Source organism: Burkholderia cepacia complex sp. TUM26381 (genome assembly GCF_057439935.1).
In genome coordinates this window covers 45,712-58,724 of the sequence record NZ_CM172008.1, presented here as the reverse complement: position 1 = coordinate 58,724, position 13,013 = coordinate 45,712, and the positions used below count along the sequence as shown (strand labels likewise).

Sequence of the window (13,013 nt, the reverse complement as noted above, 5' to 3'; positions counted from 1 at the left end):
GCCGGCACGACGGGAACGCCACCCGTCCGCGCCGGCGCCGCGCGGGCCGATTTCTGATTCACGGAGACGAAGCATCATGTGCGCAATGGCGTATGCGGAATTCCAACAGGAGCTGAAGAAAGCGCAGTTGACGGCGCGCGAGTTCGCCCGCCTGATCCGGATGAACGAAAGCTCGATCACGAACTATTCGAGCAAGGGCACCGTCCCGTCCCACCTCGCGGTCATCGCGAAACTGATCGGCACGCTGGCCGCGCACGAGATCGACTTCCGGCGCGTGATCCGGCAAATGCGGATCGAGCCGAAACGGCCGCGCGGCGTCGGCGTGTTTCCCGCGGCGGAAAAACCGCGCACGCGGAAAGCGGCGAAAGCCGACGCCTGAGCCCCGGCATGCGTCGACGGCGGCACGGCGATGGCCGCGCGACGCGCGATCGAAATCGCCGTCACGGGCCACGCGGCACGCACCGCCCGATCGTCACCCCGCCGTACGGACGTGATCGAGCAGCGCCTGCAACGGATGGCGCAGCTGCTTCGACGACATCCGCTTGACCTGGCTGCGACATGAATACCCGGTCGCCAGCGCCTCGCCTTCCGCCTCAGGCCCGTCGACGTGCGCCGCCCACGACTGCGCATAGATCGTCTTCGACGTCGCGAGATTGCGCGCCTCGTGCCCGTAAGTGCCCGACATCCCGCAGCACCCGGCCGCCTGAACCTGCAAACGCAGCCCGCGGCGCGCGAATACCTGCGCCCACTGCTTGCCGCTGTCCGGCGCATTGGTCTTTTCGGTACAGTGCGGCAGCAGCCGGTACGCACCGGCCGGCCCGCCCGTGCCCGTGCTCGTGCCGGCTTCCGGCAGCGCCTGCAGCAGCCACTCCTGCGGCAACGCAACCTTCGGTACGTCGGCAAGCCCCGTCACCTTCAGGTATTCCTGCCGGTACGTGAGCGTCATCGCCGGATCGAGGCCGACCAGCGCGACGCCTGAGCGCGCAAGCGCGGCCAGTTGCGTCGCGTTGCGGATCGCGGCTCTCTCGAACGCCCGCAGAAAACCCTGAACGTGCAGCGCCTTGCCGTTCGGTGCGAGCGGCGCGAGCCACACCTGGAAGCCCGTGCGCGCCGCCAGCTCGATCAGCGTCGCCAACTGCTCGGTATCGAAATAGCGCGTGAACGTGTCCTGCACGATGACGACGCTGCGCGCGCGCTGCGCATCGCTCAACGCGGCGAGCGCACGCGGATCGGCCGGCTTCACGCTCCATTGCCGGATCGCGGCCGCGAGATCGAAGCGGCTGAGCAGCGGACTGTCGACCATGCCGACCTGCCGCTCGAGCAGCGTGCGCACCCAGCCGGTGCCCATCAGCCCGTTGTACAGCGCAGGCACGCGCGCCATCCACGGCATCGTGAATTCGAGCGACCCGATCAGGTAGTCGCGCAGCGGCCGCAGGTAGCGCTGGTGATACAGCTCGAGAAAGCGCGAGCGGAACTCGGGCACGTTGACCTTGACCGGGCACTGCCCGGCGCACGACTTGCACGCAAGGCAACCGGCCATCGCGTCGTACACCTCGTGCGAGAAATCGGCGTCGCCGTTGCGCGCCGCGCGGCTGTTGCGCCAGCGGGTCGCGAGGCCGCGCAGGAACGGCTGCCGCGCGCGCGCCGCCGCGACGACGTCGATGCCCGCCTGCCCCTGCAGGCGCAACCATTCGCGCATCAGCGACGCACGCCCCTTCGGCGACTGCACGCGTTCGCGCGTCGCCTTCCACGACGGGCACATCGCGTCGTCCGGATCGAAGTTGTAGCACGCGCCGTTGCCGTTGCAGTGCATCGCGGTGCCGTAGCTCTGCCACACGCGCTCGTCGATCTGCCGGTCGTGTTCGCCGCGTGTCGGCACTTCGTCGATCTTCAGCAGCCGCATCGTGTGGTCCGGCGGCGTCGCGATCTTGCCCGGGTTGAACTGGTTGTGCGGATCGAACGCGGCCTTCAGCTGCTGCAGCGACGGATACAGCTCGCCGAAAAACGCCGGCGCGTATTCGGAGCGCACGCCCTTGCCGTGCTCGCCCCATAACAGGCCACCATGCCGCTGCGTCAGCTCGGCCACCGCGTCCGACACGGGCCGCACCAGCGCGGCCTGCCTCGGGTCCTTCATGTCGAGCGCCGGGCGCACGTGCAGCACGCCCGCGTCGACGTGGCCGAACATCCCGTACTGCAGCCCATGCCCGTCGAGCAGCGCACGGAATTCGGCGATGTACGCGGCGAGATTCTCGGGCGGTACGGCGGTGTCCTCGACGAACGGCTGCGGACGCGCCTCGCCCGGCACGTTGCCGAGCAGGCCGACCGCGCGCTTGCGCATCGCATACACGCGCTTCACCGCATCGTCGCCGGCCGCGAGCGTATGGCCGAGCCGCTCCACGCTCGTATCGGTGCGCAGATGCTCGACGAATGCACGCACGCGCGCATCGACGTCGTGTTCGTCGTCGCCGCTGAATTCGATCAGGTTGATGCCGAGCGTCGGGCGCGCGTCGTCCTGCGGAAAATACTCGGCGACGCTGCTCCACACGAAGTCCTTCATCGCGAGCATCAGCACTTTCGAGTCGACCGTCTCGACCGACAGCGGCTGGTGCTCGAGCAACGCGCGCGCGTCGCGCAGCGCGTCCATGAAGCCCGCGTAACGCACGTTGACCAGCACCGAATACCTGGGGATCGGCAGCACGTTGAGCTTCGCCTCGACGACGAAGCCGAGCGAACCTTCCGCGCCGCACAGTACGCTGTTCAGGTTGAAACGGCGGTCGGGTTCGCGCAGGTGCGCGAGGTCATAGCCGGTCAGGCAGCGGTTGAGCTTCGGAAACTTCGCGTCGATCAGCGCCGCCTTGTCGTCGCTGATGCGGCGCGCGGTGCGATACACCTTGCCGATGCGGTCCTGTTGCGCACAGCGGCGTTCCAGCGCGTCGTCATCGAGCGCGGCGCTGTGCAGCCGTTCGCCGCCCATCAGCACGAAATCGAGTTCGAGCACGTGGTCGCGCGTCTTGCCGTACGTGCAACTGCCCTGCCCGCTCGCGTCGGTATTGATCATCCCGCCGACGGTCGCGCGGTTCGACGTCGACAGCTCCGGCGCGAAGAACAGCCCGTGCGGCTTCAGCGCCGCATTGAGCTGATCCTTGACGACACCCGCCTCCACGCGCACCCAGCGCTGCGCGACGTCGATTTCGAGGATCCGGTTCATGTTCCGCGACAGGTCGACGACGATGCCGTCGGTCAGCGACTGCCCGTTGGTGCCGGTGCCGCCGCCGCGCGCGGCCACCGCGACGTCGCGGTGCGCGGGCTCGGCCAGCAGCCGGGCCAGCAGCCGGACGTCGTCGGCATGCGCGGGACAGATCACCGCCTGCGGCAGGCGCTGGTAGATCGAGTTGTCGGTGGCCTGCACCGTCCGGTTCGCGTGATCCGCGCGAATCTCCCCGGCGAAGCCGGCGGCCTGCAGCGCGGCGAGGAAATCCCGGTAAACGTTCGCGGGCGGGCTGACGGGACGGGGCAACGGGGCGATCGACATGGGGCAAAAACGCAGTGTGGGTGGAGCCGGCCGGTTCATGTGCGCCGAAACATGATTTTTTGGCAAGTTTCCGCGCGACCGGGAATTCCAGTATCTTTGGATATTCCTTGAGAAACAAACGAATTCTCGTCCGGCAAAAGTTGCATAAAACTCATGAATTACCGTCGCCTCACCCCGTCGATGTCGCTGCTGCTCGTGTTCGAGGCCGCCGCGCGGCATGAAAGCTATACCCGCGCGGCCGAGGAACTGTCGCTGAGCCAGAGCGCGATCAGCCGGCAGGTCCAGACGCTCGAGGATCAGCTCGGCGTACCGCTGTTCCGGCGCGAGGGCCGCTCGGTCAAGCTGACCGAAGTCGGCCGCCGCTACTTCGCCGAGCTGAGCGGCGCGCTCGGGCGCATCCGCGGCGCGACGCTGCAGGCGATGTCGCACCAGGCGGGCGCCGGCACGCTGCGGCTCGCGACGCTGCCGACCTTCGGCTCGAAATGGCTGCTGCCGCACCTGCACGATTTCTACGCCGCGCATCCGGGCATGACCGTGCACCTGCATTCGCGGATCGGCGCGATCGATTTCCTCAACGACGATCTCGACGCGGCGATCACCGTCGGCGCGGGCGATTGGCCGGGCCTGCACGCGCACCGGCTGTACAACGAGTTCCTGATCGCGATCGCGCCGCCGGAGGCGGGCCGCGGCCGCAAGGCCGACGCGCGCACGCCGGCGTGGGCCGCGAAGCAGACGCTGCTGGGTGTGACGAGCAATCAGCAGGCGTGGGCCGAATGGTTCTCGCACTGCCGGCTCGATCACCGGCAGATGCGCATCGGCCCGAGCTTCGAGCTGACGTCGCACCTGATCCAGGCCGTGCGGGCCGGGATGGGGATCGGGTTGGTGCCGAAGGTGCTGGTGGAGGACGAACTGGGCCGCGGCGAGCTCGTGTCGATCGGCGACGCGATCACGAGCCAGCGCAGCTACTACCTCGTCTACCCGCCCGGCAACGAGACGCTGCCGTCGCTGGTCGCGTTCCGCGAATGGCTGCTGACGTCGTGCTGATACGCCACTGGCGGCGTGCCGGTCAGGTGCGCCATTCGCCGAGAATCTGCTCGGCCAGGTAATCGCACGGCGGGCGCGCGGACTGCGCGCTGCGCGCGAGCACGACTTCGAGCTCGCCCAGCGGCGGCAGCCCGTGGCTTTCCGAAAGCTGCACGAGGTGATCCGGAATGCAGCAGCGCGCCAGCGGCGCGACCGCGAGCCCGGCCTCCACCATGCTCAGCAGCCCGAGGTGGCTCGGGCTTTCGTACGACATCCGGTACGGGATCTTCTGCCGGTTCAGCGCCTTGACCGCCTGATCGCGCGCCATGCTGCCGCCGTGCGTGAAAAACGCCACCGGCAGCGGCCGCTCTTCCCACACGTTGCGCTTCGGCGAGCCGACCCAGACGAGCGGCTCCATCCGGATCAGCTCGCCGGTCACGCCCTTGATCCGCGTGAGGCACGCGAGGTCGACCGTGTTGTCCTTCAGCATCGGCACGAGCGCGCTGCTCGGCTGGCCGATCACGCGCACTTCCACGCGCGGATGCATCGCGGCGAACTTGCCGAGCACCTGCGGCAGCAGCGACGAAATGTAATCGTCGGGCACGCCGATCGTCACGCGGCCGCGGATCTCCGGGCGTACCACCGACGCCCACGCCTCGTCGCGCATCGCGAGCATCCGGCGGCCGTAATCGGCAAGCACGATGCCGTCGCCGGTCGCCGTCACGTTGCGCGTGTCGCGAATGAACAGCGGCTTGCCGAGCGCGTCTTCCAGCGCCTTGATCTGCATGCTCACCGCCGACGGCGACCGGTGCACGGCCTGCGCGCCCTGCGCGAACGATCCGGTTTCGGCGACGGCCACCACCATCGCGAGCACATCGAGGTCGAGCTTCTTCATTTCTCTTCAGAAAAACTGATCAATTCATTCAGTTTATCCCGTTTTACTGTTCGCCTCCACGGCCGGACAATGAGTCCCGTCAGCACTCACTCGATGCAGGAAGCGAAAAAATGCACACGTCCGGATCGCTCTACGGGTTTCTCGTCGTCGGCGGCATGCTCGCGGTCACGCCAGGGCCGAACATGGTCTACGTGATGTCGCGCTCGATCGCGCAAGGGCGGGCGGCCGGGCTCATTTCGCTCGCCGGCGTGATGATCGGCTACCTGTTCTACATGTTCGGCGCGGCCTTCGGCATCACGACGCTGTTCATGAGCGTGCCCTATGCGGGCAGCGTGCTGGGCGCGGTCGGGGCAACCTACCTGCTGTACCTGGCATGGCAGGCGGTGCGGCCCGGCGGCCGCTCGCCGTTCGAGGTGAAGGCGCTGCCGAACGAGCAGCCGCTGCGGCTGCTCGCGATGGGTGCGACGACCAGCGTGCTGAACCCGAAGCTCGCGATGCTGTTCGTGTCGCTGCTGCCGCAGTTCATCGACTACGGGCAAGGCAGCGTGTTCGGCCAGTCGCTGTTTCTCGGGTCGCTGCTGATTGCCGCGTTCGCGTCGGCCAACGGGCTGGTGGCGATCTGTTCGAGCAGCATCGCGAAGTTCCTGCACGGGCGCCCGATGCTGCTGCTCGCGCAGCGCTGGGCGATGGGCCTCATCCTCGGCGGTCTCGGTGTGCAGATGGTGGTCGAGGCGTCGAAGATGGCGGGCGTCGCATAAGCGACACGCCACCGCGCAGGCCCGCGCAATCGCGGGCCGTGCGCGTTCGTCAGGCCATCGTCACGCGGCGATCGCCTGCCGCCGCGCCTCGAGTTCGCGCACGAGCGGCAGCACGCGCTGGCCGAAGTACTCGACTTCCTCGATGAAGTGCAGGAACCCGGCCAGCACGAGATCGACGCCGATCGCCTTCAGCGCGACGATCCGCTCGGCGATCTGCTGCGGCGTGCCGATCAGGTTCGTGCGGAAGCCGTCGTTGTATTGCACGAGATCCTCGAACGTCGATTTCGCCCAGTTGCCCTCGCCTTCGGGCGACGCCTTGCCGGCCTCCTTCACCGCAGCGCCGAACGCGTGCACGGCTTCGACATGCGCGTGCCGGATGATGTCGTCGAGCACGGCCTGCGCCTCTTCCTCGGTGTCGCGCGCGATCACGAACGCGTTGACGCCGATGCGCACGCGATGGTTGTTCGCGGCCGCCTTCGCGCGGATGTCGTCGATCTGCGCTTTCAGGTTCTCGGGCGTATTGCCGTTCGTGAAATACCAGTCCGACACGCTCGCCGCGTTGTCGCGCGCCGCGCGCGAGCTGCCGCCCTGGAAGATCTCCGGATGCGGCTTCTGCACCGGCTTCGGGCTCAGCGTGTAGTCGTTGAAGCGGTAGAAATCGCCCTTGAACGTGAAGTTGTCCTGTGTCCAGATGCCCTTCAGCGCCTGGATGAATTCCTTCGAACGCCGATAGCGCTCGTCGTGCTCGAGCCACGGCTCGCCGATCGCGGTGAATTCGCCCTTGAACCAGCCGCTGACCACGTTGATCGCGATGCGTCCGTTCGAGATGTGGTCGATCGTCGCGAGCTGCTTCGCGACCACGGCCGGATGCCACGGCCCCGGCAGGATCGCGGCGAGCACCTTGAGCTTCGTCGTCGCATGCAGCAGCGCCTGGCTGAACGATACCGACTCGTGCTGGTATTCGGCGCCGTAGCCGGCCGTGAAGCGGATCTGGCTCAATGCATAGTCGAAGCCGGCCGCCTCGGCCGTACGCGCGAGCTGCTGGTTGTATTCGAGGCTCCAGTCGGTGCGCTGCTCAATCGTGCTGACGACGAGGCCGCCGCTGACGTTCGGCACCCAGTACGCGAATTTGACGCCGTCGGCGGAAAGGTCGGTGAGGCTCATGAAGGTGTCCTGGTCGAAGGGGAAACGGAAGCGGCTTACGCGGCCGCGGCGGAACGGGCGTGCGGACGCAGTTGCGGCACGGCGCGATCCACGGCGAGCGCGATGCGCTCGCGCAGTGCCGGGCTGGCGATCCGGTACTGGTCGAAATCGCTTTCGGATGCGTATACGCCGATCGGCAGCGTGCGCGCCTGGAAGAAGCTGAACAGCGGTCGCAACTGATGGTCGATCACGAGCGCATGACGCTCGCTGCCGCCGGTGGCCGCGAGCAGCACGGGCACGTCGACGAGCGCGTCGTGGCGCACGAGGTCGAACAGGTGCTTGAAAAGGCCCGTGTACGACGCGCGATACACCGGACTCGCGACGACGAGCGCATCGGCCGTCTCGATCGCACGGATTAGCGCTTCGAGGTCGGCCGGCACCTGCGCGCGCGTCAGCGCGCCGGCCAGCCGGCTGCCGATCTCGCCGAGTTCGATCAGCCGCGTGTCGATCGGCAGTGCGGCGCCGAATGCCGCGACGATCTCGTTGGTCAGCGCCAGCGTGCGCGATGGCCGTTGCAGGCTGCCCGATATCGCGACCACGTTGAGGGTGTTGCTCATGCGATGCGTTCCCGTTGTGGAGCCGCGTGTCGATGCGGCGATACCGTTCCGGGTGAGCAAGGAACGTGCCATTCGTGCGGCCGTTTCGCAGCGCGATCGTCTGCATCGCGAAATTTTTATCGAACACCCGCCCGGCACGGCGTTCGCTCAAATGCGCGATCGTGGCAAGCGTTCCGGCGAGCGCGTCACATCGATATTCCAGCGCGTGATGAACGGAGCGAAGCGGTAATGCTGGCGAGCTGCTGCTCAGGCAGCAGCGTGTTGCACGCAACGACATCGAATCCGGCGCTCCGGCACCACACATGCCCGCTCGTCCGCACCGTTGCAGGTTCCGCAGCAATCGCGCATTGGTTATCAGAAATCGATGCTTTCCGCGTGCGGCAAAACATTGAACACTTTGCTGACCACGCAGCAGCCGGACCCCGCCGCCCGTCGGCACGGGTCCGCTTCGTCCGGCCTTCCTACGGTTCACCGCCATGACTTCCATTTCCGCATCGCCGCGCCCGCTCACCCTTCGCGTCGTTGCCGCACCCCGCGACCCGGTTGCGCTGCACGCGGCGGGACGCGGAGCGCCCGTGCTCGCGCTGCCCGAACGCCACGCACCGGCCCCGGCGCGCGCGCAGGTGTTCGCCGATCCGCGTTCGCTCGCGCTGCTCGAACAGGTTCGCCGCGTTGCGCCGAGCGACGCGAACGTGCTGATCGCCGGCGAAACGGGCACCGGCAAGGAGCTGATCGCGCGCCACGTGCATGATCTCGGCAAGCGCCGCGACGGGCCGTTCGTCGCGGTGAACTGCGGCGCGTTCTCCGAGACGCTGGTCGACAGCGAACTGTTCGGTCACGAGAAAGGCGCGTTTACGGGCGCCTTCAGCGCGAAGCCCGGCTGGTTCGAAGCCGCGCACGGCGGCACGCTGTTTCTCGACGAGATCGGCGACCTGCCGCTGTCGATGCAGGTCAAGCTGCTGCGCGTGCTGCAGGAGCGCGAGGTCGTGCGGCTCGGTTCGCGCACGGGGATTCCGGTTGACGTGCGCGTGGTGGCCGCAACCAACGTCGACCTGCAGCAGGCCGTCGCGGCCGGGCATTTTCGCGGCGACCTGTTCTACCGGCTCAATGTCGTGCAGCTCGCGGTCCCGCCGCTGCGCGAGCGGCCGGGCGACATCCTGCCGCTCGCGCGTCACTTCTTCGACGTGTACCGCAACCGCCTCGGCGACGGGCCGCGCTGCATCGATCCGCGCGCCGAGCGCCGGCTCGCGGCACACGGCTGGCCCGGCAATATCCGCGAACTGGAGAACGTGATCCATCACGCGCTGCTCGTGTGCCGTCACGACGCGCTGCAGGACACCGACCTGCACATCGCGCCGCCGTGCATCCCGGCCGTTGCCGCGCGCGTGACCGGTTCGTCCGGCGACGCGCAGGCGTCGCTTGAAAGCGCGTTGCGCGACCTGTTCGACGACGCCCACGGCGGCCTGTTCGAACACATCGAGGACACGGTGATGCGCGTCGCGTTCGAGTTCAGCCACCGCAACCAGATCCGGGCTGCGCAGTTGCTCGGCATCAGCCGCAACGTGCTGCGGGCGCGGCTGATCCGGGCGAAGGAGATTGCGGCAGCGAAGTAGCCGCCCCCCGGCGCAAGCGCGCCGCGATCCGTGCCGCAACGTCCGAACCTGAGGTATCGTGGCGCGAAGCGCATGCTTCGTCGCCGCTCCTGCACACCGGCCGCCCGCCATGCGGCCGCCCGCGCCCGGCGACCGGGCATCCGCACGATTCTCCGCAACACGAAAGCCGTCCGGCGCCCGCGCGGGCCCGGCCGTGCCCTTTTCACCCGTCCGGAATCCGTCGCCATGAAAAAGCTTGTGAACCGCCCGTCCGATGTCGTGCGAGAAATGCTGGAAGGCATCGCGCGGCAATCGCCGCATCTCGCGATCCTCGGCGACGAGCACGTGCTCGTCCGCCAGCCGCTGCCCGAACCGTCGCAGCGTCCGGTCGCGATCCTGTCCGGCGGCGGCAGCGGCCACGAGCCTGCGCACGGCGGCTATGTCGGCGAAGGGATGCTGAGCGCGGCCGTGTGCGGCGAAGTGTTCACGTCGCCGTCCACCGACGCCGTGCTCGCCGCGATCCGCGCGAGCGCCGGCCCGAACGGCGCGCTGCTGATCGTGAAGAACTACACGGGCGACCGGCTCAATTTCGGGCTGGCGGCCGAGCTCGCGCGCGCGGAAGGCATTCCGGTCGAAACGGTGATCGTCGCCGACGACGTGTCGCTGCGCGGCCGCGTCGAACGCGGCCAGCGGCGCGGGATCGCCGGCACCGTGCTGATCCACAAGCTCGCCGGCGCGGCCGCCGCGCGCGGGCTGCCGCTGTCCCGCGTCGCGGGAATCGCACGCGACGCGGCGGCCGAACTCGGCACGATGGGCGTCGCGCTCGACGGCTGCACGATCCCGGGCGCCGACAAATCGGGCTTCAGCCTCGGCGACAACGAGATCGAACTCGGTCTCGGCATCCACGGCGAGAAAGGCGTCGAGCGCCGCGCGCCGCTGGCGGCCGACGCACTGGCCGACACGCTGCTGTCGAGCATCGTCGCCGATCTCGTGCTCGACCGCGACGAACGCGTCGCGCTGTTCGTCAACGGCCTCGGCGCGACGCCGGACATGGAACTCGCGATCGTGCTGCGCGCCGCGTACGACAACCTGAGCCGGTGCGGCATCGTCGTTGCACGCGCATGGGCCGGCACGTTCCTGTCCGCGCTGAACATGCCCGGCTGCTCGATCTCGGTGCTGCGGCTGAACGACGAACGCGCGGCGCTGCTCGACGCACCGACGCAGGCGCGTGCGTGGCCGGGCGGCGGCGCCGTGAACACCCGGATCCGCGTAGCCGCGGCCGCGTCGCACGACGCGCCGCCGGCGCCGCTCGATGCGGCCGGCAGCGCATGGGCCGCGCGCCTGCAGCCCGCGCTGCACGCGGTTGCGCAGACGCTGATCGACCACGAGCAAACGCTGACCGACCTCGATGCGGCAGCCGGCGACGGCGATCTCGGCGCGAGCATGCTGCGCGCCGCGCAGGCGATCCTCGCATTGCCCGACACCGCTTACGGCACGCCGGCCGGCGCGCTCGCGGCGCTCGGCGCCGCGTTGCGCCGCGCGATCGCCGGCAGCTCGGGGCCGTTCTACGCGACCGCGCTGCTGCGCGCGTCGCGCCGGCTGGCCGAGATCGCCGAGCCGTCGGCGCGCGACTGGGCCGCGGCGTTCCGCGCAGCCGTGGATTCGATCGGCGAACTGGGGGGCGCGCATGCCGGCGACCGGACGATGCTCGATGCGCTGGTGCCGGCCGCCGATGCGTTCGACCGCGCGCTCGACGGCGATCGCGATCCCGCGAGCGCATGGGCGGCGGCCGTCGAAGCGGCCGAACAGGGTGCGGAGGACACGGCGCGCATGACGCCGCGCGCGGGACGCGCGAGCTATCTCGGCGAGCGTGCGATCGGTACGCCGGATGGCGGCGCCGTGGCCGTCTCGTACTGGCTGCGCGCGTTGCAGCCGCACGTACGCTGAGCGGCTGAAAAGCGGCGCGCGCGACGCGGACCCGCCGTGCCGCGCGCGTCAGCCTGCCGCGCCGCCCTTCGTCCGCCCGGGCAAGAACACCGTGCCGACCAGCACGGCGCCGAAACTCGCGAGCCAGCACCAGTAGCCGATCGCATCGAGATGAACCGGCTCGAGGCTACCCGCCTCGTTGACGACGATCTGGTGCTGCGACAGGAAACTCAGCCCGAACAGCAGCGCTAGCGCGGCCAGCACGGCCGCCTGCACGCGCAGGCGCTTCACGGTCAGTAGCCACGCGCCGAACACGAGCGGATTCGCAAGCCACGCGGGGATCCCGGCGAGCACGCCCATCCAGCCGGTCAGCAGCACCTGCCAGCCGTCCGCCCACGGATGCGGGTCCGGCGCGCCGGTGCGGAACGGTGCGCTGAACATCGCAACGAGATAGAACAGCATGCTGGCGGCAAGCAGCACGGTGGCCGTGTGCCCCATCGGCGGACGGATGGGCGCGGAGGAAGGCGTCGTCGGGTTCATGGTGGCGTCGCGGACGGGGGATCGCCGCGATTCTGCCATACGCGCCGGGCCGCCCGCCCGCTCAACCGTTTCCGTCGAACCGGTACAGCGCCGCCGGCGTATCGACCAGTACCTGCCGGCGTCCGGCCTCGTCCGGCAACAGCGTCGCCATGTACTGGTACGCGAGCGCATCGTTCACGGCCGCCTCGTACCCGACATGCGGCCAGTCGCTGCCCCACACGAGCCGCTGCGTGCCGAGCGCTTCGCGCAGCGCGCGCATCGCCGTCAGCCCGGACGCTTGCCAGCGGTCGGCGCGGTCGTTCCGGTAGGCGCCCGACACCTTGACCCACACGCGCTTGCTCGCCGCCGTCGTCAGCAGATAGCGGAAGCCGGGATCGTCGATCCCGAGCCGCGGGTCGGGCCGGCCGAAATGGTCGAGTGAGATGTCGACGCCCGCGTCGAGCAGCGGCGGCATCAGCGCCGGCAACCGTGCGGCCTCCGCATGCAGCTCGACCTGCCAGCGATGCGCACGCAGCAGCGGAAACAGCGCGCGCCACGCCGCGCCGGCGAAATCCGGATCGCGTTCGCCGATCAGGTTCAGCCGGATGCCGCGCACGCCGAGCGGCGTCCAGGCGGCCACCTGCTCCGCATCGCGGGCGGGATCGATCACGACGATGCCGCGCAGGCGCTCGGGCTGCGCGCGCAGCGCGGCCAGCAGATAGCGGTTGTCGGTGCCGAGAAAGCTCGGCTGGATCAGCACGCCGTTCGACATGCCGTGCCGGTCGAGCATCGCGAGGTACTGGTCGAGCGACGCGTCGTACGCGATCGTGTAGCGATGGCCCGGCACGAGCGGCAGCGATTTCAGGAACACGTGCGCGTGCGCGTCGACGCCGGTGATCGTGCGTCGGCCCGGGCTCGCGCCGGCGCATCCGCCCAGCACTTCGGCCATCGCGAGTCCGGCGAGTGCGCGGTTGAACGAGCGCCTCGAAATCATGGGTGTCTCCTGTA

At 69.1% G+C, this 13,013-nt stretch carries 12 protein-coding genes; 6 read left to right on the top strand and 6 right to left on the bottom strand.

Annotation, left to right across the window (positions count from 1 at the left end; translation table 11 throughout):
- Positions 1-76: 76 nt before the first annotated feature.
- A complete protein-coding gene (locus ACWMMN_RS32440; protein ID WP_124456688.1) occupies positions 77-379 on the top strand; it encodes an XRE family transcriptional regulator in 303 nt (100 codons plus the stop codon).
- Positions 380-472: 93 nt separating this feature from the next.
- Here ACWMMN_RS32440 and ydiJ read toward each other — a convergent pair whose 3' ends face one another.
- Positions 473-3,532 (bottom strand): D-2-hydroxyglutarate dehydrogenase YdiJ, encoded by a 3,060-nt coding sequence (gene ydiJ, locus ACWMMN_RS32435; RefSeq protein WP_174994568.1) that lies wholly within the window; start codon positions 3,530-3,532, stop codon positions 473-475.
- A 153-nt stretch (positions 3,533-3,685) separates the two neighbouring features.
- Here ydiJ and ACWMMN_RS32430 point away from each other — a divergent pair, with 153 nt between their 5' ends.
- Entirely contained in the window at positions 3,686-4,576 is an 891-nt protein-coding gene (locus tag ACWMMN_RS32430; RefSeq protein ID WP_342706180.1) for a LysR substrate-binding domain-containing protein, read from the top strand.
- Between the two features lie 22 nt (positions 4,577-4,598).
- On the opposite strand, the gene ACWMMN_RS32425 is transcribed toward ACWMMN_RS32430, so the two are convergent.
- Entirely contained in the window at positions 4,599-5,450 is an 852-nt protein-coding gene (locus ACWMMN_RS32425; protein WP_059241124.1) for a LysR substrate-binding domain-containing protein, read from the bottom strand.
- Positions 5,451-5,560: 110 nt separating this feature from the next.
- Here ACWMMN_RS32425 and ACWMMN_RS32420 point away from each other — a divergent pair, with 110 nt between their 5' ends.
- Positions 5,561-6,208, top strand: coding sequence for a LysE family translocator (locus ACWMMN_RS32420; RefSeq protein WP_059241123.1), 648 nt, complete (start codon positions 5,561-5,563; stop codon positions 6,206-6,208).
- Positions 6,209-6,268: 60 nt separating this feature from the next.
- Here the strand turns inward: ACWMMN_RS32420 and sfnG are convergent, their stop codons facing one another.
- Together sfnG and msuE are read right to left on the bottom strand one after the other, a co-directional pair.
- Positions 6,269-7,372, bottom strand: coding sequence for a dimethylsulfone monooxygenase SfnG (sfnG, locus tag ACWMMN_RS32415; RefSeq protein ID WP_059241122.1), 1,104 nt, complete (start codon positions 7,370-7,372; stop codon positions 6,269-6,271).
- 35 nt (positions 7,373-7,407) lie between these two features.
- Entirely contained in the window at positions 7,408-7,968 is a 561-nt protein-coding gene (gene msuE / locus ACWMMN_RS32410; protein WP_059241121.1) for an FMN reductase, read from the bottom strand.
- A 52-nt stretch (positions 7,969-8,020) separates the two neighbouring features.
- Between msuE and ACWMMN_RS32405 the strand changes: the two genes are divergently transcribed.
- The 3 genes from ACWMMN_RS32405 (at position 8,021) to ACWMMN_RS32395 (ending at position 11,507) form a co-directional block, all read left to right on the top strand.
- On the top strand, positions 8,021-8,197 hold the full coding sequence (locus tag ACWMMN_RS32405; RefSeq protein WP_486424311.1) for a hypothetical protein: 177 nt from the start codon (positions 8,021-8,023) through the stop codon (positions 8,195-8,197).
- A gap of 247 nt (positions 8,198-8,444) precedes the next feature.
- Complete coding sequence (locus tag ACWMMN_RS32400) at positions 8,445-9,581, top strand: sigma-54 interaction domain-containing protein (protein WP_486424310.1); 1,137 nt, start codon at positions 8,445-8,447, stop codon at positions 9,579-9,581.
- A 225-nt stretch (positions 9,582-9,806) separates the two neighbouring features.
- Positions 9,807-11,507 carry a dihydroxyacetone kinase family protein gene (locus tag ACWMMN_RS32395; RefSeq protein ID WP_486424309.1) on the top strand — a complete coding sequence of 567 codons (1,701 nt, stop codon included), beginning with the start codon at positions 9,807-9,809 and terminating at the stop codon, positions 11,505-11,507.
- Between the two features lie 48 nt (positions 11,508-11,555).
- Here ACWMMN_RS32395 and ACWMMN_RS32390 read toward each other — a convergent pair whose 3' ends face one another.
- Positions 11,556-12,026 carry a hypothetical protein gene (locus ACWMMN_RS32390; RefSeq protein WP_256087632.1) on the bottom strand — a complete coding sequence of 157 codons (471 nt, stop codon included), beginning with the start codon at positions 12,024-12,026 and terminating at the stop codon, positions 11,556-11,558.
- Positions 12,027-12,087: 61 nt separating this feature from the next.
- Entirely contained in the window at positions 12,088-12,999 is a 912-nt protein-coding gene (locus tag ACWMMN_RS32385; RefSeq protein WP_340625791.1) for an amidohydrolase family protein, read from the bottom strand.
- Positions 13,000-13,013: the final 14 nt, after the last annotated feature.

Bases quoted from the DNA above. Each gene is read 5' to 3' on its own strand.
- ACWMMN_RS32440 (WP_124456688.1), top strand. From the start codon at position 77: ATGTGCGCAATGGCGTATGCGGAATTCCAACAGGAGCTGAAGAAAGCG.
- ydiJ (WP_174994568.1), bottom strand. From the start codon at position 3,532: ATGTCGATCGCCCCGTTGCCCCGTCCCGTCAGCCCGCCCGCGAACGTT.
- ACWMMN_RS32430 (WP_342706180.1), top strand. From the start codon at position 3,686: ATGAATTACCGTCGCCTCACCCCGTCGATGTCGCTGCTGCTCGTGTTC.
- ACWMMN_RS32425 (WP_059241124.1), bottom strand. From the start codon at position 5,450: ATGAAGAAGCTCGACCTCGATGTGCTCGCGATGGTGGTGGCCGTCGCC.
- ACWMMN_RS32420 (WP_059241123.1), top strand. From the start codon at position 5,561: ATGCACACGTCCGGATCGCTCTACGGGTTTCTCGTCGTCGGCGGCATG.
- sfnG (WP_059241122.1), bottom strand. From the start codon at position 7,372: ATGAGCCTCACCGACCTTTCCGCCGACGGCGTCAAATTCGCGTACTGG.
- msuE (WP_059241121.1), bottom strand. From the start codon at position 7,968: ATGAGCAACACCCTCAACGTGGTCGCGATATCGGGCAGCCTGCAACGG.
- ACWMMN_RS32400 (WP_486424310.1), top strand. From the start codon at position 8,445: ATGACTTCCATTTCCGCATCGCCGCGCCCGCTCACCCTTCGCGTCGTT.
- ACWMMN_RS32395 (WP_486424309.1), top strand. From the start codon at position 9,807: ATGAAAAAGCTTGTGAACCGCCCGTCCGATGTCGTGCGAGAAATGCTG.
- ACWMMN_RS32390 (WP_256087632.1), bottom strand. From the start codon at position 12,026: ATGAACCCGACGACGCCTTCCTCCGCGCCCATCCGTCCGCCGATGGGG.
- ACWMMN_RS32385 (WP_340625791.1), bottom strand. From the start codon at position 12,999: ATGATTTCGAGGCGCTCGTTCAACCGCGCACTCGCCGGACTCGCGATG.